General features: G+C 47.5%; 19 protein-coding genes. 16 read left to right on the forward strand and 3 right to left on the reverse strand.

Going from position 1 to position 22,771, the window contains the following annotated elements; translation table 11 throughout:
- The first annotated feature begins 22 nt into the window (after positions 1–22).
- The 15 genes from ACYVD4_RS12505 (at position 23) to ACYVD4_RS12575 (ending at position 17,794) form a co-directional block, all read left to right on the forward strand.
- Positions 23–2,212 carry a glutamine synthetase III family protein gene (locus tag ACYVD4_RS12505; protein WP_460946003.1) on the forward strand — a complete coding sequence of 730 codons (2,190 nt, stop codon included), beginning with the start codon at positions 23–25 and terminating at the stop codon, positions 2,210–2,212.
- A gap of 122 nt (positions 2,213–2,334) precedes the next feature.
- Positions 2,335–2,895: a hypothetical protein gene (locus ACYVD4_RS12510; protein ID WP_460946005.1), complete on the forward strand. Its 561-nt coding sequence runs from the start codon at positions 2,335–2,337 to the stop codon at positions 2,893–2,895.
- 92 nt (positions 2,896–2,987) lie between these two features.
- Positions 2,988–3,461 (forward strand): pyrophosphohydrolase domain-containing protein, encoded by a 474-nt coding sequence (locus ACYVD4_RS12515; RefSeq protein ID WP_460946007.1) that lies wholly within the window; start codon positions 2,988–2,990, stop codon positions 3,459–3,461.
- Positions 3,462–3,487: 26 nt separating this feature from the next.
- Positions 3,488–3,940 (forward strand): GNAT family N-acetyltransferase, encoded by a 453-nt coding sequence (locus tag ACYVD4_RS12520; protein WP_460946009.1) that lies wholly within the window; start codon positions 3,488–3,490, stop codon positions 3,938–3,940.
- A gap of 15 nt (positions 3,941–3,955) precedes the next feature.
- Entirely contained in the window at positions 3,956–5,203 is a 1,248-nt protein-coding gene (pepT, locus tag ACYVD4_RS12525) for a peptidase T (RefSeq protein WP_460946011.1), read from the forward strand.
- Positions 5,204–5,281: 78 nt separating this feature from the next.
- Positions 5,282–6,250, forward strand: coding sequence for an MBL fold metallo-hydrolase (locus ACYVD4_RS12530; protein ID WP_460946013.1), 969 nt, complete (start codon positions 5,282–5,284; stop codon positions 6,248–6,250).
- A gap of 159 nt (positions 6,251–6,409) precedes the next feature.
- Positions 6,410–7,045 carry a ribonuclease H1 domain-containing protein gene (locus tag ACYVD4_RS12535; RefSeq protein ID WP_460946015.1) on the forward strand — a complete coding sequence of 212 codons (636 nt, stop codon included), beginning with the start codon at positions 6,410–6,412 and terminating at the stop codon, positions 7,043–7,045.
- Between the two features lie 170 nt (positions 7,046–7,215).
- Positions 7,216–7,932, forward strand: coding sequence for a tRNA1(Val) (adenine(37)-N6)-methyltransferase (locus tag ACYVD4_RS12540; RefSeq protein WP_460946017.1), 717 nt, complete (start codon positions 7,216–7,218; stop codon positions 7,930–7,932).
- Positions 7,933–8,000: 68 nt separating this feature from the next.
- A complete protein-coding gene (locus ACYVD4_RS12545) occupies positions 8,001–8,996 on the forward strand; it encodes a glycosyltransferase family 2 protein (RefSeq protein ID WP_460946019.1) in 996 nt (331 codons plus the stop codon).
- A 116-nt stretch (positions 8,997–9,112) separates the two neighbouring features.
- Entirely contained in the window at positions 9,113–9,715 is a 603-nt protein-coding gene (locus ACYVD4_RS12550; protein WP_460946021.1) for an inorganic pyrophosphatase, read from the forward strand.
- A 149-nt stretch (positions 9,716–9,864) separates the two neighbouring features.
- A complete protein-coding gene (locus ACYVD4_RS12555; protein WP_460946023.1) occupies positions 9,865–11,154 on the forward strand; it encodes a glucuronyl esterase domain-containing protein in 1,290 nt (429 codons plus the stop codon).
- A gap of 249 nt (positions 11,155–11,403) precedes the next feature.
- Positions 11,404–13,173, forward strand: coding sequence for a signal peptide peptidase SppA (gene sppA, locus ACYVD4_RS12560; RefSeq protein ID WP_460946025.1), 1,770 nt, complete (start codon positions 11,404–11,406; stop codon positions 13,171–13,173).
- A 91-nt stretch (positions 13,174–13,264) separates the two neighbouring features.
- Complete coding sequence (locus tag ACYVD4_RS12565) at positions 13,265–14,473, forward strand: helix-turn-helix domain-containing protein (protein WP_460946027.1); 1,209 nt, start codon at positions 13,265–13,267, stop codon at positions 14,471–14,473.
- Between the two features lie 102 nt (positions 14,474–14,575).
- Positions 14,576–16,561 carry a pyrroloquinoline quinone-dependent dehydrogenase gene (locus ACYVD4_RS12570; protein WP_460946029.1) on the forward strand — a complete coding sequence of 662 codons (1,986 nt, stop codon included), beginning with the start codon at positions 14,576–14,578 and terminating at the stop codon, positions 16,559–16,561.
- A gap of 33 nt (positions 16,562–16,594) precedes the next feature.
- Positions 16,595–17,794: an acyltransferase family protein gene (locus tag ACYVD4_RS12575; RefSeq protein ID WP_460946031.1), complete on the forward strand. Its 1,200-nt coding sequence runs from the start codon at positions 16,595–16,597 to the stop codon at positions 17,792–17,794.
- Positions 17,795–17,895: 101 nt separating this feature from the next.
- On the opposite strand, the gene ACYVD4_RS12580 is transcribed toward ACYVD4_RS12575, so the two are convergent.
- A complete protein-coding gene (locus tag ACYVD4_RS12580) occupies positions 17,896–18,663 on the reverse strand; it encodes a hypothetical protein (protein WP_460946033.1) in 768 nt (255 codons plus the stop codon).
- Positions 18,664–18,738: 75 nt separating this feature from the next.
- Positions 18,739–20,148 (reverse strand): OmpA family protein, encoded by a 1,410-nt coding sequence (locus tag ACYVD4_RS12585; protein ID WP_460946035.1) that lies wholly within the window; start codon positions 20,146–20,148, stop codon positions 18,739–18,741.
- Between the two features lie 157 nt (positions 20,149–20,305).
- On the opposite strand from ACYVD4_RS12585, the gene ACYVD4_RS12590 reads away from it, so the two are divergent.
- Positions 20,306–21,091, forward strand: coding sequence for a UDP-2,3-diacylglucosamine diphosphatase (locus ACYVD4_RS12590; RefSeq protein ID WP_460946037.1), 786 nt, complete (start codon positions 20,306–20,308; stop codon positions 21,089–21,091).
- Between the two features lie 71 nt (positions 21,092–21,162).
- Here ACYVD4_RS12590 and ACYVD4_RS12595 read toward each other — a convergent pair whose 3' ends face one another.
- Entirely contained in the window at positions 21,163–22,770 is a 1,608-nt protein-coding gene (locus tag ACYVD4_RS12595; protein WP_460946039.1) for a RagB/SusD family nutrient uptake outer membrane protein, read from the reverse strand.
- Between the last annotated feature and the right edge of the window lies 1 nt (position 22,771).

The raw sequence follows: 22,771 nt of genomic DNA on the forward strand, positions 1-22,771 counted from the left end.
TTTAAACCGCGAAACCCACCAAATGAGCAATTTTCGTTTCAAAGCCCTTGAAATTGCGCAAAATCGGCAGGCCTTGCAGGTAGCCGCGCCTACAGAACGAGTCGGCGATTTTTTTGGCAGTTATACATTTAGTAACGAAGTGATGCGCGGGTTACTCTCGCCCGAAGCATATTTGAAAGTAACTGAAGCCATAAATACGAACGGTCAAATAGATCGTACTATTGCCGATGAAGTTGCCAGTGCACTCAAATCGTGGGCTACCTCAAAAGGAGCCACGCACTACACACACTGGTTCCAGCCGTTAACAGGCGAAACTGCCGAAAAACACGATGCCTTTTTCGACGTCGGGGCCGATGGTAAAGCCATGGAAAAGTTCAAAGGTAGCGCGCTGGTGCAGCAGGAACCTGATGCATCGTCGTTTCCGAACGGAGGCTTACGTAATACGTTCGAAGCGCGGGGTTATACTGGCTGGGACCCTAGTTCACCCGCGTTTCTGATGGATAATGGGGCCGGAGGCAAAACGCTTTGCATTCCATCGGTTTTTATTAGCTATACCGGCGAAGCGCTTGATTATAAAACGCCTTTACTCAAAGCATTAAATGCGTTGGATAAAGCAGCAACGGCCGTTTGCCAGTATTTCGACCGAAATATTACGAAAGTGACGCCTACACTCGGCCCTGAGCAGGAATACTTCGTGGTAGACCGGGCGTTGTTCTACGCCCGCCCTGATCTGGTGCTTGCTGGTCGGACTGTATTTGGGCATCAGCCAGCGCGCGGACAGCAGTTGGATGACCATTATTTCGGCTCTATTCCGCCCCGTGTCAATGCGTTTATGGTCGATTTTGAGTTTGAGTCGATGAAACTGGGTATGCCGGTACGTACTCGCCACAACGAAGTAGCTCCCGGCCAGTTTGAGGTAGCGCCAACGTTCGAAGAGGTGAACCTCGCCATCGACCACAACGCATTACTTATGGATTTGATGGAGAAAATTGCCGAGAAACATAATCTGAAGGTACTTTTCCATGAAAAACCATTTGCAGGTGTAAACGGATCGGGTAAACACAATAACTGGTCGATGGGAACCAATACGGGGGTTAACCTGCTGGCTCCCAGTACTCGGCCAAAAGAAAGTTTGCGCTTTCTGACATTTCTGGTCAACGTAATAAAAGCCGTTCATGACAATGCCGATCTGCTACGTGCCAGCATTGCTTCGGCTGGTAACGAACATAGATTGGGGGCTAATGAAGCACCACCGGCTATTGTATCCGTATTTTTAGGAGAAGCATTGACGCAGGCCCTTAACGACCTCGAAACCAAGTCGGAAGTGACGATCAACAAAGGTGATAATGTGTATTATAAACTTGGTCTGAATCGTATTCCGAGCCTGATGCGCGACAATACCGACCGGAACCGTACGTCGCCCTTTGCCTTCACAGGTAATAAATTTGAGTTCAGAGCTGTAGGTAGTTCCGCTAATTCGGCTTCAACCATGACGGTGTTGAATGCGATTGTGGCCGATCAACTAACGAAATTCAAAACTGATCTTGATGGCCGGTTAGCCAAAGGCGAAAAGAAGGAACTAGCCATTGTCGACATTCTGAAAGAGTATTATGCCAATTCCAAACGAATTCTATTTGAAGGAAACGGGTATTCAGACGAATGGGTACAGGAAGCCGCTGAACGCGGTTTGTCGAATATCAAGTCGACGCCCGATGCGCTGGGTATTTATATACAGCCCGAATCGCTGGCGTTATTCGAACGAACGGGCATTATGAATCATGCTGAGGTAGAATCGCGCTACGAAATCGAGCTTGAAAAATACATCAAAAACGTACAGATCGAGTCGCGGGTGATGGGCGATCTGGCCATGAACCATGTAGTATCGACGGCGCTCAAGTATCAGAACAAACTGGCTGAAACCGCCCGAAATCTGGTTGAGCTGGGCATGACCGCTGAAGCAGAACCGATAAAAGATATCCTTCGCGAAATCTCGACACGGGTAATGGTGATCAAAAAAGGCGTCGAAACGATGATTGAGTCACGTAAGAAGGCTAATAACGTAGAAGACACAACCGACCGTGCTCGTCTGTACGCTACCGAAATAAAAGACCATTTCGAAATTATCCGTTACGAAGTCGATAAACTCGAACAGATTGTGGACGATGAAGATTGGCCGCTCGTAAAATATAGAGAATTATTGTTTGTGAAGTAAACTGTCTGAATCTGGATTTCAACAAGATTGGAACGATTTACAAGATACATACATAGCTCAGGTAATTCTGTAAATCATTCCAATCTTGTTGAAATCCAGGTTCAGACTATTAGCTTTGTCTTATGGCAACTTACAAAAATGAGGGGTATGACCCTGAAGAAATAAACGCACTGATCGAAGAGTGCAGCCAGGAAGGCAAGTCGTTTGTCTATGTTGAAGACAACGATCTCGACGTATTGGAAGAGGGCGAATGTGCTCATATTCAGTTTCCTGGGAAATATCAGGGTGCAGAAGTGATTTTCGATACGTTGGTCTATACGCTCCGGCTTCATCATAGCAGTCTGGTTTATGAAATGGCTGTAGATCAGGTGCGTAAAACATATCCAGAATACGTTCCGCCCGAAGAGCGTGAAGAAAATTACAAAATTTCGTCCGATCTGGAAGAAGAAGCCGAAACGGCTCTGACTGAACTCATCGACGAACTTGAAGAAACAGAAGCGGTAAAAGTACAGGAGCACGTAGAGGTTGATTTGCAGTCGGACTACGGCATCGCACTCGACGTTTGTTTGAACGTGGAAGAAATCAACGACGAGGTTATCGAAAATTTCATTCGTAATTTCAAAAACAATACGTTGTCGCTAGACAACACGCTGTATTCGTTCACCAGCGAGGAAGAAAATTAATGAGTGAGAGAGCGAAAGGGTGAAAGAGCGATTAAATCTTTCGCTCTTTCACCCTTTCGCTCTCTCACTTTTTCCCCATCAACTCAGTACCTATGCAACAACCTGACTCATTAAATCAGGTCGCGGAATTTCACCGCACCTTTCATGCTCCTGTTTTAGAAACTCCCCAGATTCCATCCGAAGCCCGTTGTCAGCTGCGGGTTGCTCTGTTGGCTGAAGAACTCGACGAACTACGCGACGCGATTACCGAAGGCGATATTGTTGCCGTAGCCGATGCTTTATGCGATTTGCAATACGTATTATCGGGAGCCGTGCTCGAGTTCGGACTAGGGCATCAGTTTAAAACGCTGTTCGATGAAGTGCAGCGGTCAAATATGAGTAAGGCCTGCCTTACGGTCGCTGAAGCTGAAGAAACCGTAGCCGCTTATCAGGCCAAAGGTGTTCCCTGTCATTTTATTGAGTCGGAAGGGAAATATCTGGTATTTCGGGATGCCGATCACAAAACACTCAAAAGTGTTAACTACTCACCGGCCGATTTAGTAGGTGTTCTGGCAAAGAGCGCTTAAACGATTCGTTTCCCGCCTTTTGGTAGATGATTTTTAGAAAAGCAACCCGGCCCGACGTAGCGTCGATTGTTCAATTGTTGGCCAATGATAAACTCGGTCAACTACGCGAAAATTACGCCGAATCGTTGCCAGTTCACTATTATGACGCTTTCGATAAAATCAGCGCTGATGCGAATCAGGAACTGATCGTTGTGGAGAATGAAGCGGGTGAGGTGATCGGTAGGTTGCAGTTAAGCTTTATTCAGTGCCTGACGTATCGGGGCGGAATTCGGGCGCAAATCGAAGCCGTTCGTATTCGGGAAGACCAGCGCGGGGAAGGAATCGGACAAAAGATGATCGAATGGGCCATTCAACGCGCCCGCAAACGTAACGCCCATCTGCTTCAACTCACCACCGACAAACAACGCCCCGACGCGCTACGTTTCTACGAAAAACTTGGTTTCAAACCATCGCACGAGGGCATGAAAATGAACTTGTGACCGCCAAAATTGACTATGCAAAATTACCAATTCACCGCCGTTGACCGCTTTCTGCGCTACGTTCAGATTGATACGCAATCGGACCCGCAATCGACAACCAATCCAAGCACCGAAAAACAGAAAGACCTGAGTCGCGTGCTGGTGCAGGAGTTGCATGAGATGGGAATCAATGATGCCGAACTCGATGAGTGGGGCTACGTTTACGCAACCATTCCGGCCAATACCGATAAAACGAACGTACCGGTTATCTGTTTCTGCTCGCACGTCGATACATCGCCCGACGTAACGGGAGCTGGCGTAAAGCCGATCATTCACCAAAACTGGAACGGTTCTGATATTACACTGCCCGACGATGCTGCTCAGGTGATACGTATCGCCGATCATCCAGATCTGGCAAACCAGCTCGATAATGATATTATTACCGCCAGCGGCACTACGTTGCTCGGTGCCGATAACAAAGCGGGCGTGGCCGAAATTATGGACGCAGCGCATTATCTGTTAACCCATCCCGAAGTCAAACACGGCCGTATTCGACTGCTATTCACGCCCGATGAAGAAGTGGGTCGTGGCACCGAAAAAGTAGATATTCAGAAGCTGGGCGCCGATTTTGGCTATACGATCGATGGAGAAGCGCTGGGCACACTTGAAGACGAAACGTTTTCGGCCGATGGCGTTGCTATCACTATTCAGGGCGTTAGTACGCACCCCGGTTTTGGGAAAGGCAAGCTCGAAAATGCACTTAAAATTGCCGCTGATTTTTTGGCATCCTTACCAAAAGATACCCTTTCACCCGAAACGACTGAAGAAAAGGAAGGTTTCGTACATCCAACTCGCTTTGAAGGAAATCAGGATCAGGCCGTGCTTGAATTTATCATTCGCGATTTTTCGGAAGCCGGTTTGCACGAGAAAGAAACGTATCTGCAAAATCAACTGAACAACGTACTGGCTCATTATCCGGGCTCGTCAGCCAAACTTGTGGTTAAGGAGCAGTACCGGAATATGAAGGAAGTGCTGGATCAGTACCCGGCAGTTGTTGAGAATGCACTCGAAGCCATCCGGCGGGCGGGTTTACCAGCGGAGCAACGTAGCATTCGAGGTGGTACGGATGGGTCTCGACTGTCATTTATGGGATTGCCCTGCCCGAATATCTTTGCGGGTGAACACGCGTTTCATTCGCGGCTTGAATGGGTGTCGGTGCAGGATATGCAGAAGGCTGTTGAGGTCATTGTGAACGTAGCGCAAGTGTGGGAAGAGAAGAGTTGAAAGGTTTAGGACCATTCGCATAGTTTATAGAACAATGTTGTTAGTCAGTAGGTTGAGCAGCTACAAAACTCAACTTACATGGAAAACGAATTCGACCTTGATTGGCCAATCGACACTTCTAAAAAATCGCCCTACGACGTAACCGATGACGTAGCAGGATTGAAAACCCTGTTTGTCAATGTTTTTTTTATTGGTAAGCCCGGCTCTGGAAATAAATGGGTATTGGTCGACACTGGCTTTATGGGCTATGCCGATGCCATAAAAAAACGCGCTGAAGAGTTGTTTGGGCATGGCACAAAACCGGATGCCATAGTTCTGACGCACGGTCATGCCGACCATACCGGAACCCTGAAAAACCTGCTTGAAGAATGGAACGTACCAGTGTACGCACATCGGCTCGAACTGCCTTATTTACGGGGTAAATCGAGCTACCCACCGCCCGATCCGGCTATTGGTGGAGGAGCAATGGCGTATATGTCGTGGGTATTTCCAATTGGCCCAACCAATTTTGGTGGCCGGGTTCAGGCCATTGCCGAAGATGGTAAAATTCCAGAACTACCAGATTGGCAAGTGATACACACACCCGGTCACTCGCCCGGACATATTTCGCTTTTTCGGGAGAAAGACCGGACGCTGCTGGCTGGCGATGCCTTTGTGACGACCAATCAGAATGCCATTTCAGCCGTGGCTACGCAACGGGAAGAATTTCATGGCCCACCTGCCTATTTCACCTGTGATTGGGAAGCGGCTAAAAAATCGGTCTTGAAGCTCCACGAACTCAACCCATCGGCTGCCGGGACTGGGCATGGTGTAGCCGTCAGGGGGCATAATCTCGAACTGGGACTCTATCGATTATCGCAGGATTTTGAAGCGCGTTCTATTCCATCGCCCGATGGACGCTACGTTAAGCAACCGGTTGTAACGGACGAGGATGGCATTGTCGAAATGCCGCCACCAGTATCGTTTCATGTAGCGCGCATTCTCGGATTTGCTTTGTTAGGTGGAGTTGTAATTTATGCGTTACGTAACATTCGTCGGCATTCATAATTAGTAATACGTAGTGAAACAATTTTACACTTGAGACTAGGTGTGCGCCCTCGGAGAATCCTGTTTGTAGGACTTTTTCGGGGGTGTGTAGCAATAAGTCGACAAAGTTTCGTTGAAAGCTGGTCTGCTCGTATTTTTGCGGAAAAAGTACGTTTCATTATGGCCGAAAAAAAGCCTAAATACTACGTTGTCTGGCAAGGCCGAAAACCCGGCGTATACGATAGCTGGGACGAAGCCAAAGTGCAGACCGACGGCTTCGCCAAACCACTCTTCAAGTCGTTCGATAGCAAACCGGCTGCTCTGAAAGCGTTCAAGGAAAAACCTCATCTGCATATTGGGCAAACGCCTAAAACGGCCAAGCAAGGAAAACTCGACGGATTAGTTGGACTTCCCCGCCAGGATAGTCTGGTGGTTGATGCTGCTTGGAATACGGCTACGGGCGACATGGAGTATCAGGGAATCTATTTGGCAACCAAACAGCGCCTGTTTCTAATGGGCCCGTATGCCGACGGTACCAACAACATCGGTGAGTTTCTGGCTATAGTGCATGCGTTAGCGTTATTGCATCAGAAAGGCAGCAATATTCCGGTTTATTCCGATTCTCGAACCGCGATTGGTTGGGTGCAGAAGAAGAAAGCAAATACGAAGCTGGAAGAAACAGATCGTAATTCCGAACTTTTCGAGTTACTCGACCGGGCCGAAAACTGGCTTAAAACGCACAGATACGGTAATCCCGTACTCAAATGGGAAACTACCGTTTGGGGCGAAAACCCCGCCGATTTCGGGCGCAAATAGAGCCGAAGCGTCGGCCCGGCAGGATTCTAACAAGATTCAAATGATTAGCCAGATTTTGTTTTCGCTTCTTTGAAGCTGTCGGGGAAAGCAAAATCAACATAATTTTTTCAATCTTGATAAAATCTTGGTTCAAAATCCGTTTAATCCATCAATCAGCTAAATCCCGGTCGATGTTTCAGTTCAAGCAATTTACCATTCATCAGGAGCGGGCGGCTATGAAAGTCTGCACCGATGCCTGTGTGTTGGGAGCTTATGCTGATGTGGGCGTGGGAGGGCGGATACTCGATATCGGTACAGGAACGGGCCTATTGGCGCTTATGGCTGCCCAACGTAACGGATCGGCGCATATTGATGCCGTAGAAATCGATACGGATGCTACCGCTCAGGCGCGTGACAACGTAGCAGACAGCCCGTTTTCCAATCGGGTGAACGTAGCGCAGAAACGTATTCAGGATGTTGATGCTACGTTGCTTTATGACCGAATTCTGACCAATCCGCCGTTTTACACAAATCACTTGCGTTCGCCGGATGCGGCTATCAATCGGGCGTTGCATACGGGTGATTTGCCGTTTGGCGAACTGGTTGACGCCGTTAAGCGTTTGCTAAAGTCTGATGGAGAATGGTGGGTTTTGTTGCCACCCTACGAAATGAGCAAGCTGATCGAACTGGCAGAGATGCAAAACCTGTACCCGTTTCATCGGCTGGCGTTACGTCATCGGGCAACAAAGCCAGTTTTTCGAATGATTACTGGTTTTTCGGTCGGAAAACCAGTTCAACTGAGTGAATCTACACTTGATATTTACGGAACCAGCCCGCAAGATTGTTCTAAGGAAGCGTATACATCAGAATTTCGGGCGTTACTGCGCGATTTTTACCTGATTTTCTGAAAACTCTACGACCTTTGCGATACTATTTGCGCTAGTTGCCAATTTTCTGGTACGGTTTATTAAAATATATGTCCGAAGCACTTCAACTGACTGTTCTGATTCCGCTCTACAACGAAGAAGAATCGCTGCCCGAATTACATGACTGGATTGTACGGGTAGTGACAGAACGTCGGTATACCTACGAAATCCTGTTCATCGACGATGGTAGTACGGACGAATCGTGGCCGATTATTGAGCAATTGTCGGAACAGAATTCGCATGTGCGCGGTATTCGCTTCAACCGTAACTACGGCAAAACCTCAGCTTTGCAAACTGGCTTTCAGGCTGCTCGTGGTCAGGTGGTTATCACGATGGATGCTGATTTGCAGGATAGTCCCGATGAGATTCCAGAGCTGTATGATATGATTACGCAACAGAAGTTCGACCTTGTGTCGGGCTGGAAACAGAAACGGTACGACCCACTGACGAAAACACTGCCAACCAAACTTTTTAATGGCGTTTCGCGCTGGATTTCGGGTGTACAGCTTCACGATTTCAACTGTGGTCTGAAAGCGTATCGGCAGAACGTAGTGAAAACCATTGCACCAGCCCTTTACGGCGATATGCACCGAAACCTACCGATTCTTGCCAATTGGAATGGGTTCAAACGTATCGGCGAAAAGGTGGTTCAACACCGTGCGCGTAAATACGGAACCACCAAATTCGGGCTCGAACGGTTTGTGAACGGCTTTCTCGACGTACTGGTCATTGCCTTTGTTCATCGATTCAGTAAGCGGCCCATGCACTTTTTTGGTACGTTGGGTACGTTATCGTTTTTTGTGGGGTCTGTTATGGCGATCTGGCTCATTGTTGAAAAGCTAATTAATATTTCGAAGGGCATTCGGTTTCGCAACGTAACCGATAATCCCATGTTCTTTTTTGGTCTGGTGGCCATCATTCTGGGCGTTCAACTATTTCTGGCCGGTTTTCTGGGCGAAATGCTGGTACGACAGAATCAGCACCGTTCGGGCGAGCAATTGGTTGCCGAACGAGTCGGTTTCATCGATCACAAAGCGTCGGCCTAAGCCGATTAATTAATTGTAAAATGACGAGGTCACGAGCTTAACGTCCTAACGTAGCGGTTTACATTCGTCATTTTATTGAGTTCATTAAACAAATTTGTAATTATTACACAAAATCAATGAAGAGTAACTTTAAAGCTCATCCCTGGCATGGTATCCCCATTGGCGAATTAGCCCCGAAGCAGGTCACTGTTTTTATCGAGATCGTACCAACCGACACGGTTAAATACGAGATCGACAAAAACACCGGTTATCTGAAAATCGACCGGCCACAACAATACTCAAACGTATTGCCTGCGTTGTACGGGTTTATTCCGCAAACGTACTGTGGTGATCAGATTGCTAGACTAGCTACCGAAAAATCGGGTCGGCACGTAGAGATGGGCGACGGTGATCCGCTCGATATTTGCGTATTGACCGAGCGTGAAATTACCCACGGTGACCTGATTCTTCAGGCTATCCCGATTGGTGGTTTCCGGATGATCGACAAAGGGGAAGCCGACGATAAAATTATTGCGGTATTGAAAGGCGATGCCATGTACGGTCAATATACCGAGTTGGCTCAATTGCCCGAAGCGGTTGTAAAACGCCTGCGTCACTACTTCCTAACCTACAAAACTCTGCCCGACGAGCCAGTAGCAATGGAATTGGCCAATGTTTACGGCCAGTCCGAAGCCTGGGAAGTAATTCAGACGTCTGTCAACGATTATAAGTTGATGTAGAAACGGGTCTGTTTTTGTTCATAAACTTGGGGTGAGCACTACGTAGTGCTCACCCCAAGTTGTTTTATAGTCAGATAAAGTTAGGGTAGGTAGTTGTTCAATGAAATCCACTTTATCAGTCATTAAAAAGATTGAACTGTAGTAAAGGGATGAGAAAATTTCTGGTAATCAGTTGTTTATTTATTTTCTCTTTGAAGGTTTTGGCGCAACAGGCTGCAAACCGGCCAACGTTGGTAGCCGGTATTCCTGTTAATTATCAGGAGGATTCGGTTGGTACGTATACGCTACCCGATCTGCTGACAACTACAGACGGACAGCGGGTGACTAACTCGAAAATGTGGCTTCAGAAACGGCGTCCCGAACTACTTAAGCTGGTGGAAGAAATTCAGTTTGGGAAAGCGCCTTCGCGTCCACAGGCGTTACGTTTTCACGTTTTTGACAAGGGGACAGGCACTTTTAATGACAAGGCCATTCGAAAACAGGTCAGAATATACCTCACGAATGACACTACCACCCATCAGGTCAACGTAGTGATTTATCTGCCCAAAGCGGCAACGAAACCGGCTCCTGTCTTGCTTTCGATTTCGTTTGCGGCCTATAACCAGGTTATCGATGATAATGGTCTATTGGTAGGTAAAATTTGGTCACGGGAAGGAAAACTAGTTGCCGCTGACAAACCTAGCTCGTTTGGTAAGCTGAACGTAGAACAGTTTCTTGACGCCGGAATTGGCTTTGCTACGTTGTATTACGGTGATATCGAACCCGACTTTAAAGACGGTATCAAGTACGGCATCCGGTCGACGTATCTAAAGCCGGGTCAAACAGACGTAGCATCTGACGAGTGGGGCGCTATATCGGCCTGGGCGTGGGGACTTAGTCGAGTCATGGATTATTTTGAAACCGACAAACAGATTGATGATAAGCGGATTGCGTTGCAAGGCGCTTCTCGTTTGGGCAAAACTGTTCTCTGGGCAGGAATTCGGGATACACGTTTCAAGCTGGTTGTGGCTAGTATTTCGGGCGAAGGTGGTGCCGCACTGAGTCGGCGGAATTTTGGGGAAACAGTGGCGCATATCACCGATTCAACGCGTTATCAGTACCAGTTCGCCAGAAATTACCATAGCTATGCCAACAAGCTTGCGCAATTACCCTTCGATGGGCACGCGCTGGTGGCGTTAATGGCTCCCCGTCCGCTCTTGCTACAGACAGGTAGCACTGATTACTGGTCTGATCCTAAAGGAGAATTTCTATCGGCAGTGGCTGCTACGCCCGTCTATGCACTTTTCGGTGAAAAATGTCCGCAAACCACTACGTTGCTGAGTGCGGGTGATACGTCGCAACTGCTTAATTCGCTAGGTTATTTCATGCACGAAGGTGGTCATTCAGTGTTGCCAACCGACTGGCCGCACATTATTACTTATCTGAAGAAATACCTTTAACTGAACGACTTGCGCCAAAAAAATACAAAGGCAACTAGTAATCGTACGTATACGACTGGAATGAGTTACTGAACAGCTTTGTTAACAAATGGGTTGTAAATAAAGCGGAGGGATACTGATTTATTTTCCCGGGCTTTTTTTACCATTTATCCGTTGGGGAGTACACTCAACATTTTTTCCATACGATGCCTCGGTTGAGGTGTATTTTTGCGTATTGTGTGTAGCGACACACTAATTAGCTATCTAGTCATGCGACAGTTTCTGAAGTACGTACTGGCCACCATTGTAGGGCTTTTGCTGTTCTCTTTTGTTGGTTTTCTTTTATTTATCGGTGTAGTTACTGCCTTGTCGTCGAGCGATAGTAAGCCGACAGTAAGCGCAAACTCGGTGTTGAAAATCAAGTTAGACGAGCCAATCGAGGAGCGTAATCGGAATAATCCGTTTAATAGTTTAGGGCCAGTTTCGTCGGGTGGCGATGCAACCGGGCTAATCGAGCTGAAACAGGCATTAAAGGATGCCAAAGACGACGACAACATCAAAGGTATTTACCTTGACGTTGCCGAACCAATGGCAGGATGGGCCTCGCTCGAAGAAGTACGTAACGCGCTTATTGATTTCAAACAATCGAAAAAGTTTGTTTACGCGTATGCCGAGGGCATGAACGAAAAAGGATATTATCTGGCTTCGATTGCCGATAAAATATACCTCAATCCGGTTGGTGAGCTGGAATGGAATGGGCTGAACGTCGAAATGACCTTCTTCAAAGGCACGCTCGATAAACTGGGCGTGAAGCCCGAAATCTTCCGTGTTGGCGAGTTTAAAAGCGCTATCGAACCATTCGCACGGGAAAATATGAGCGATCCAAACAAGCTTCAGGTGTCATCGTTCCTGAACTCGGTAAACAACCACATGCTGGTGCGTGTAGCGCAAAGCCGGGGTCTTCAGGTAAATACGCTCAAGGATTTGGCGGATAAACTCAGCATTCAAACGCCCGAAGATGCGCTACGTGCCAAACTGATTACCAACATCGGCTATCAGGATGAAGTGGAAAGTGTAATACGTAAGCAGTTAGAGCTCGACGAAAAAAAGAAAATCAATTACATCACGCTACGTAAGTACGAAGATTCTGAGAAATCGACTGACGATGAAAGTGGTAGCGGCTCGAATCGGATTGCTGTTATTGTGGCCTCGGGAGATATAAGCACTGGTAAAAGTGGCGACGAAAGTATTGGTTCTGAGACTATTGTTGAAGAACTTCGCAAAGCGCGGCTGGACGATAAAGTGAAAGCGATTGTGCTACGTGTCAACTCAGGTGGTGGTAGTGCGCTGGCGTCAGATATTATGTATCGCGAAGTTGAGCTGGCTAAAAAAGCCAAACCCGTTATCGGTTCCATGTCTGATTATGCGGCTTCGGGCGGCTATTATATGCTGATGGGTTGCAACAAAATCGTGGCTCAACCCAATACCATAACGGGTTCGATTGGCGTATTTTCGGTGCTGTTCAACACCGAATCGTTCCTGAGGGAAAAACTCGGCATTACGCACGACCGCGTAAAAACAAACGAAAATGCTGATTTCCCAGCAGTAACACACGAAATGTCGCCGTTTCAGAAACAAACGCTCCAGCGCGCTACGGAACGTATTTACAGCCAGTTTACGGGTAAAGCTGCCGCTGGTCGTAAGCTTCCGGTCGATAGTGTACGGGCGATTGCCGGTGGTCGTGTCTGGACGGGCGTGCAAGGAAAATCCATCGGTCTGGTCGACCAGCTAGGCGGTCTTGACGATGCGATTAAACTGGCAGCTCAGTCGGCTAAATTGAAAGATGGTGACTATCGTATCCGCTACCAGCCTCGCAAAAAAGAGTTCTTCGAACAGTTGATGAAGTCGTTTAGTGGAGACGAAGAAAGTAAAATTCAGGCGCAGCTTGGCGATCTGGCTCCTTACGTGAAATACATTAAAAAAATTAAGACCTTCGAAGGTATGCAGATGCGTCTGCCATTTGAGGTAAATATTCGTTAAGACTGGATTCTATAAAAAATGAAAGGTGAATATGGGCTAGTACGTCCGTATTCACCTTTTTTGTTAATTTGGGAAAGGTAACCGGAATTCAATGCAATATCAGCCAATTCACTTCGATCTGTTTACGTTCATCATTCTGTTGGGTGTGGCTCAGGCTATTTTTCTGGGCTTCTTTTTTCTGACAGGGTCACGTAAATATAACGTAGCGAATCGTTGTCTGGGTTGGCTTATGCTCAGTCTGTCGGCGGTTATTGGCGAAATTTTCCTGTGCTACAGTAATTACATGTTTCGGATGCTGGCGCTGGTCGATTTTTCGGAACACCTGAATTTCCTGATGGCACCGCTGTTTTTCCTGTTTGTTGTTGCTCGCATTCAGGGAAAACTCCCGCGAGGCTGGGGCTGGCATTTTGTTCCAGCGGCTTTCTGGACGCTCTATGCCGTTACGTGGTTGTATCAGCCTATAGAAATAAAATACAACAATTACCTGAATGCCTTTCATCCTGAACTGCCATACGTAGCAGAACCAGCTCACTACGTACCCGAAGATTTTCTCCATATACGCCAATATATCAACCAGTTAACGCTGATTAGCTGCCTGTTATACAACGTAGCATCTTTGATTTATATCTATCGGGCTTATCGTCGTGCCGGGAAAACTATCTGGCAGAATTCGCCAGTACGTCTGGCGCAACTTCGCAATCAGACACTGCTGTTTTTAGTGCTGCCTATCCTGATTGTTATTATCAAGCCGCAGTTTCACGAAGATCTGGGCGATTACCTGCTGGCGAGTTACCTCACCCTTATCATTTACCTAACAAGCATTCGGGTGATGGCCGATTCTACTTATTTCACCGGCGAACCTGAGCCACTTCCAAAAGCACCGGAAGTTGTGATTGAAATCCGGAAGAAATACGAAAAATCGTCGCTGTCAGACGAACAGGAAGAAGCGTTGCTGGCTAAGCTGAATCGGATAATGGATGCTGAAAAGCCTTATCTCGAAAGTGATCTTTCGTTACCTAAACTGGCCCAGCGGCTCAATACGTCACCCCATCATCTCTCACAAATCCTGAATGATCGATTAGGACAAAACTTTTTTGATTGGCTGGCTACGCATCGAATTGCCGAAGCGCAAATTCTGTTGAACAATCCAGACATTCTGCACCTAAAAATCGATGAGATTGCCGAACGGGTTGGCTATAATTCGCCGTCAGCGTTTCATACCGCATTTAAGAGAATAACCGACCTGACCCCCGCGCAATTTCGAGCTGGTCGGCTAGCAAGAAAGGCTTATCGGAAATAAAATAACTTCGTCCCGGTCGGCATGAACTTCGTAATCATCGGGAAATAGGTTGTCTGAGGGCTGTGAGTGGCATTTTTGTGTTGTCAATTAAAACTGCTCTTTATGAAAACCAGTAACTTCCCACTACGTAACCCGGTTTGTGTGTTTATGGGTTTATCGCTCCTGTTGATGAACCCGGTTGCTACGTTACGTGCGCAGGGAACAGGCTCTGCAAAGCCGAGCAATGCTGTCGAATGGCCTGCGTACGGTAACGACGCTGGGGGTATGCGCTTCTCCCCGCTGAAGCAAATCAATGCCACAAACGTAAAGCAATTAACCGTAGCCTGGACGTTCCGAACGGGCGAACTGGAGCACTATAAAGGCACAAGTGCCGACGAAAAAGCGGCTTTCGAAACGACTCCCGTAATGGTCGATGGTACGTTGTTTTTCACCACACCAACTTCGCGAGTTTTTGCCATCGATGCCGCTACAGGTCAGAAAAAATGGGATTATGACCCCGACGTATATCTGCGTCAGGACTTGTCTGAAATTACATCACGTGGTGTGTCTGTCTGGCCAGCGGCTGGTGATAAAACCACATCAGTAGGAGCAAGTAAACGAATTTTTGTCGCAACGCTCGATGGCCGATTAATTGCGCTGGAGGCTACTACGGGCAAGCCTATTCCCTCGTTTGGTAAAGCGGGAAGCGTCGATTTACGGCAGGGCGTTGGCAATATCAGTATTACGTCGCCACCGGCAATTATTGGCAATACGATTGTGGTCGGGTCGTCGATGGGCGATAATAGCCGATTCAACTATGAACGGGGCGTAGTGCGCGCGTATGACGTACTTACGGGTGCACTACGCTGGAGTTGGGACCCTATTCCGCGCAAAGAAGGTGATTTAGGATTCGATACGTGGAAAGGCCCCGTAGCTACGCAAACGGGAGCGGCCAATGCCTGGTCTATTATTTCCGCCGATGCCGAACGTGATCTGGTATTTATTCCGACAACCAGCCCAAGCCCTGATTATTACGGTGGCGAACGGTTGGGTAAGAATCTGGGTGCCAGTTCGATTGTGGCAATTCGGGCATCAACGGGTAAAGTGGTCTGGCATTTCCAGACGGTTCATCACGATGTCTGGGATTACGACAATGCTGCTCAGCCGTTGCTGTTTATGTTTACCCAAAACGGTAAATCAGTCCCGGCGGTGGCCGTGGGAACGAAAATGGGGCACGTATTTATTCTGCATCGCGAAACCGGTGTACCGTTGCTGCCCATCGAAGAACGCCCCGTTCCCAAATCGAACGTACCGGGCGAGGAAACCTTTCCCACTCAACCATTTCCTGCTACGTTACCTTTACTCGGTTTGCAGAAACTAGATATATGGGGTTTAACGCCTGCTGACAAAGAAGCTGCTCAACGACGGATTGCTGGATTACGTTATGACGGCGTTTTTACACCTCCATCGCTCGAAGGCACTGTTGTTACGCCCGGAAACGTGGGCGGAATTCATTGGGGAGGCATGTGTTATGACCCGGAATCAGGTTTGCTTATCACCAATGTAAATCGGCTGGCGGCTGTGATTCGGCTGTTACCACGCGAGAAACTGGCGGCTACGGTAAAAAATGATCAGGATTTACTACGTGCCGAAACGGGCATGCAGAATGGTACGCCCTACGTACTGAAGCGGAGTTATATGTTTAGCAAAGACGAACGAGGCATTCTGATGCAGACACCACCACCCTGGGGAACATTGGTCGCTATAAATCTACAGAAAGGGGCGTTGGCTTGGGAGGTGCCGCTGGGCTTTATGATGGACCCGGCAAAATACCCAGAAGCCAAACAGTGGGGTTCTTTGAATTTTGGCGGAGCAATTGCCACCGCCGGAGGGCTAACGTTTGTTGCGGCCAGTTTAGACGGGCATCTGCGGGCGTTTAAAACACAGGACGGCAGTTTGCAATGGGAAGTACCACTTCCTGTTAGTGCGCAGGCCACACCTATGACGTATCAGATAAACGGTCAGCAGTACGTAGTGATAGCGGCTGGTGGACACGGAAAACTCGGCACAAAACTCGGCGATTACGTAGTGGCCTATCGGCTTCCTTAACTCATTTCCTCACAAACAACATACATCTCACTCATGGAAACTGTGAGCAAATCATCCATGCCCGCTGCCCTAAGCGCCCCGCCCTATGCTACCCCTAATCGCCGATACGACTTGGATTGGCTACGTGTTATCGCAATTATAACTCTGCTATTTTACCACACGGGCATGATTTACGTATCGTGGGGATGGCACATTCAGAGTGCGGAACATAGCAAACTGATGGAAACCGTTATGTCCTGGCTGCATCACTGGCGAATGCCGCTGTTGTTTTTTATTTCGGGAGCCGGTACGTTCTTCGCCCTGAAAAAGCGGACATTTGGCACGTATGCGGGAGAGCGAGTTCGACGGCTCTTTATTCCGCTGTTATTCGGTATGTTCGTTATTGTTCCGCCACAGATTTATATCGAATGGTTGTTTCGCGGAAGATTTAGTGGAAGTTACGCTGACTTCTATCCCGAAGTATTCAACTTTCAGCCGTACAGCGATGGCGGGAAAGGGGGAGCCTTTAGCTGGCATCACCTCTGGTTTGTATGTTATCTGTTTTTCTATTCCTTGCTCAGTATTCCGGTATTTCGCTGGCTCAAATCCGATTCTGGGCAACGGTTTACCGATCGGATCGGGCGATCGATTGCTCGTCGTGGAGGTGCTTTGTGGCTGGTAGGTTTCCTGATTCTGAACGACGTAGCATTAGGTGGTTTCTTTCCCAACGAAACCCACGCTCTGATTAACGACTGGGCGTATTTTATGAAAAACCTGATTCTGTTCTGGCTGGGTTATCTGCTCATCAGTCGGCAGGCTTTCTGGCAGATCATCGCAGATCAGCGACGTTATTTTCTGGCGGCTACGTTGGTCTGTACGGTTATTTTTTACAGCGTTCGTGGCTTTGTTGGTTATGAGGCAATTCACGCATCCCGATTAATCACTACGTTGTTTAGCTTCAATAACCTTGGCCTTACGTGGTTTTCGGTGTTAATGACTATTGGCTACGGTTATCGTTATCTCAATAAAAATCATCGAATTCTGCCTCAACTGAATGAAGCCGTTTATCCGTTCTATATTCTCCACCAAACGGTCATTGTGCTGATTGGGTACTACGTATTAACACACACAGAATTAGGTGTTTACGATGGGTTTCTGGCTATAAGTTTATCGTCGCTCGTTGTTTGTGTGTCTATTTACTTATTGCTGATACGTCCGTTTAAATTCACACGAATTGTATTTGGTTTGAAATAGAAGCAACTGATTGTACACAACAACTTTCCCTCAATGCTACGTATAAAAAAGGGACGCTACTTACTGTAGCGTCCCTTTTTTATACGTAGTAATAATCTAGATTACAAGTATTTAACGTACTCGTTATCAGCAATTTTCTCTATCAGAACTTCTGATAGAGTCTCTGCCTGATGTTTTTTCTCTTCGGCTTTCGCTTTCGATTCAACCGTTACGTTAATGATATGATTCTTGTACAAAACATGTAACTGGCCGGTCGTAGCATCCCATACGGCTTTGTCACCTACACCAGAAACAGGCTTATAATTTCCCGAACTAACGGCATGTTTAGCCGGCGAAGGTACAGCCGCCGTTACGCCTGAATGGGTGGGATGCTCATCAGCCGCAGCGGGGCTTTGATGGGTTGAATCCGAAGCTGATGTTTCAGAGTTAGTGCCTTCTGGCTCTGGTCCGCTGGTTGTTTCTTCGTTTGCTTCTTCAATAGGCTCTTCAACTACGGCAGCTGGTTTGCCCTGAAACATATGATCGAAATAGTAAGCGGCTGTTTCGAGTGAATTGTAAGGCTTTTTGCCGCCAAACGAAAGAACAACTTTATTACCTGCCCATTCAAACGCACAACCATCGTGCTCATGTCCTTCGGCAAGCTCAGTTTTTTCGTCTAAATGTAATGTCTCGCGAATCAACGCTTCTTCAAGAAGATGGCAGGGAGCATCATAGTTGAAGTCGCTTGCAAGTGAATTAACTCCCGCCACTTTCTTGGCCGTAAATGGGCTTGCTTCCATCTGGAGAGCTGGGTCAGAAACGTCGGTGCTGGAGCTACTGCAAGCGAAACAAAGTGCAGGCAAGGCCAGTAACAGCGATTTGATTTTCATAGTATGTTATCAGAAAAGCCAAAATTAGCGTTTTCTTCAATACCATCTTCGTCTGTCAGTTGTTTTTGAATTCGCTTACAATTTTACGAACTCTACACGCCGGTTGTTGGCTTTACCTTCGGCGGTGGTGTTAGGGCCTGAAGGTTGCGATTCACCCTTGCCATCGGTTTCCATACGACCGCCATCAATGCCGAACGTAGTACTCAATTCGGCTTTTACAGCGGCTGCCCTTTTTTTCGAGAGCGTCATGTTCGATGCATCGTCTCCATCGGAATCAGTATGACCAATGATACGTACTTTCACATCGGCGTTTTCGGTCAATACGTTGGCAATATCTTTCAGCGCACCGTAAGATTCGGGTTTGATCTTATCCGAATTGGTATCAAATAGAATTCCGTTGGTAACAAATTTTCCTTCGGTAATTAGTTTGTTACGTGTATCGGGCGCGCCAACGGCCAGCCTCAAATTTCCAACGTAGTAGCGATCCTGATCGTTATGCATATCGGCGGTTGAGAGCACTACCCCGTTATACGTAACGCCCGGCTGAAAAGCGCGGGGAATATCCCAGATTTTGGTTTCATCGACATAGACCCGTAGCCGCTGTCTCTGCCGCCAGATTGATACTTTCACTACGTTATGGTCTGCTGTGGTAAAGGCACGTTGGTCTGTTTCGTTTTTCATCATTTCCTCGCCTTTGGCGTAGGTAATAAGCTGTGTAATACCTGTCTTGCCCGTGCTACCGGCACCTTGTGGATGAAGACCAACCCGAACACCATCACTGGCTTGGGGAAAACGTCCCCATTTCGTGAATTCTTTAGCCGGATTTACCATAGCGACCATATTTACGAAAAGGTAGGTGGAATAGAAGCTGAACTTTTCGTTGGACGCTAAATCGAACTGAAGCGTAAAGTTTTCGGGAAGACTGTTGATAAACTCAGGCAGGTATTCGCCCTGTTTCGCTAACATGAGCCAGTGGCCAGTTTTTCCATCAATAGTAACCACTTCGCCGGAACCGCTTGAGTTCCATTTGGCCGGAAAATCGCCGATGGCGTCCTGCATAAAATCTTCGACAGCAATGATTTTTTCGCCCGGAACAAAGTCAAACTTGCTATATGACTTTAACGTAGCGGGAGCATTACCCGAACCAGCTACGTTATCGTTGGCCGACGTATTACCAGAAGAACGATTAGCGCGCGAATTATCGGAGGAGGTGTTATCTGTATTCGAATTGGTATTTGTCTCGTTGCTCTCGTTCTTGTCACTCTGCTGATTCGTTGTCTTCGGCTTTTCCTTTTTCTTAAAAATACCCATCACTCCTTCCTCAACTTTATCGAGCCCCCGGTTGATTCCCTGGTCAATTTTACTGTTAGTCCGGGATTCAACGCTACGTTCCAGCGTACGGCCGGGATCATATACCCGTATCTGAGCCTGAAGAGAAGTTGCTGAAAGGGCAAAAACGAATAGAAGAGCGCAAATTGTTTTCATATGGAGTGGTCGATTATTGGGCTTTGCTAGCAGAACAAAGATGGTTTTTTTTCTGACAGTCAACGTGGTTGAATGAGTTAACGGTTATAAATGCGGTATGAACGCTAGTAGTAAACCCTATTCGTTACGTAGTTTTGCTATCGAATCACCTGTATGCATGTCTGCCATAGAAACCATTTCGCTTACCGCCGGCCAAAAAGCCTATTTTGCTTCTGATTTCCATCTGGGTACGCCAACGCCCGAACAAAGCCGCATCCGCGAACAGGCGGTGGTTAACTGGCTTGACTCCGTACGTACTGATGCCGCTGTGATTTTTCTGGTAGGCGATGTGTTCGATTTCTGGTTTGAATACAAACGTAGCATTCCCAAAGGCTTTATTCGATTGCAGGGAAAACTGGCCGAACTAACTGATGCCGGGTTGCCCATTATTCTGTTTACGGGCAATCACGATATGTGGATGAACGACTACTTTACACAGGAAATGGGTATTCCCGTATATCGGCAGCCGCGCCAATACGATATTGGTGGAAAGCGGTTTCTGATTGGACACGGTGATGGACTTGGCCCCGGCGATTTTGTTTATAAACGCCTTAAGACGCTATTTGAAAGTAGGTTGGCTCGACAATTATTTCGCTGGGTACACCCTGACATGGGTATCGGATTGGCGCATGCCTGGTCGCGACGGAGCCGAATTAGCAATCAGAAGAAGGGGGAGGAGCAGTTTCTGGGCGAAGATCGGGAGTGGCTCATGCAATATTGCCGTGAAGTAGAAGCTACTGAACATCACGATTACTACGTGTTCGGGCACCGGCATTTACCGCTCGATCTGACCGTATCGCCAACGAGCCGCTACGTTAATCTGGGTGAATGGGTTTCAGTAAAAACATATGGCGTTTTCGATGGAGCAAAGTTGAGTCTGAATAAGTGGGAGAAGACGTATTAAACGCCTTTTAAAGTTAAATAAAAAATCCCTCCCAGTGTTCTCAGGAGGGATTTTTAGAAAAGAGCAACTGGTTAATAACCGGGATTTTGCTGTTTAGCTAACGTTGGGTTGTTGTTTAGCTCTTCGAGTGGAATTGGCCACACAAAACGGAAGTCGCTATAAGGCAGACCCGGCTGCAATGAGATTGTTGTTTTTGGGTCGTTTGTGTATAGCGGAGCAAAGTTGCTGATCGATATGTTTGCTTTAGCCGGAATGCCATCAGCCTGCTTGAAATCCGAATCTTGCGCCAACCGATGAATATCGAGCCAACGCAGCCCTTCTGCAACGAATTCAGGACGGCGCTCATTGATAATGGCACGGACTAGATCTTTGTTTGTTGTGAAGCTGGCCGTTGTATATTGATTGGCTGGCGTAGGCACCGAACGATTTCGAACCGCACTTAGCAACGCCAATGCCCGACTGTCGACGCTAGTATTAGTGCGGGCAATCGCTTCGGCCAGATTCAACAACACTTCAGCGTAGCGAATAATAGGAGCGTTTTCAGAACGGGCTGTTACGTCGGGATATTTTCGGCTGAAGTTGCCACCTTTACCGGCCGAACCAGCAGCATCCTTTGCAATAGCAGTGGCCGATTTACGCAAATCGTCGGCAGGAAAGAATGGTTGATTCCAGAGAACAGGACTGATCAACACAATACCTCGCCCATTTGTACCCACTGCCGAATACATGGCTGCCATTGCTCCGTTTGTTCCTGAGTTGTCGACATCGTTGTTTTCTATCGAAAAAATCGATTCGCTATTGCTCTTATTGTTTGAGCCGAAAGGACCGAGTGCTGTGCTGGTAAGTGCATATGCACCAATAGGGCTGCTAAAGGGAGATGCTATAGGTACCAGTTTGTTGGCTTCCTTAATCACTTCGGCCCAATTGTTCTGATGCAGACGAACGCGTGTTTTCAGCGCAATAGCTGCCCCTTTGGTGGCACGGGTAATTTTAAGGTTGCCACTACGTGTATCCGGAAGGGTTGATTCGGCATAATTCAGATCGGCGATGATCTTGTCATAACATTCGGCAACTGTGTTGCGCCCTTGTTTGATCGCTTCATCAACCGAGTTTCCTCCCGTAACAGCCACCTCGCGATACGGAATGCCACCGCCTGCTGCTGTAGGATTATCGCTAAACGGACGCGCGAAATTTACCAGTAAGTAATGATGGGCCATGGCACGTAGCAAACGGCATTCTCCTTCGTAGGCATCAATCTGAGCCTGGGTAAGTGTAGAAGAAGGTTGGGCTGTTTTTAAACCGGCAATCACAATGTTGGCCCGGTTAATCATGGCATAAGCGTTTTGCCAGTAATAGACGTTGTTGGCCGACGTAGCGTTGTAATTATTCTGATACGTAGCCGCGTAGAACGTAGCAGCCAACGCCATATCTTCTCCCCGCATATCACCTTGTTCAATATGGGCAGAGCCGAATACGTAGCCACGCACAGCTCCACTTGCATAAAAACCCGACTGGCCACCGTCGTATACGCCCGCTACTGCCAATGCAATACGTTCGGGCGTCTGGAAGGCCGTAGTTTCAGACAAGGCTGTTTGTGGGACCAGATCATTTACTTCGCAGGATGATAATACAAGCGAGCTACTGAGTGCAAGTACAATATATGATTTTCTAAGATTCATG

The organism is Spirosoma daeguense, assembly GCF_054776875.1.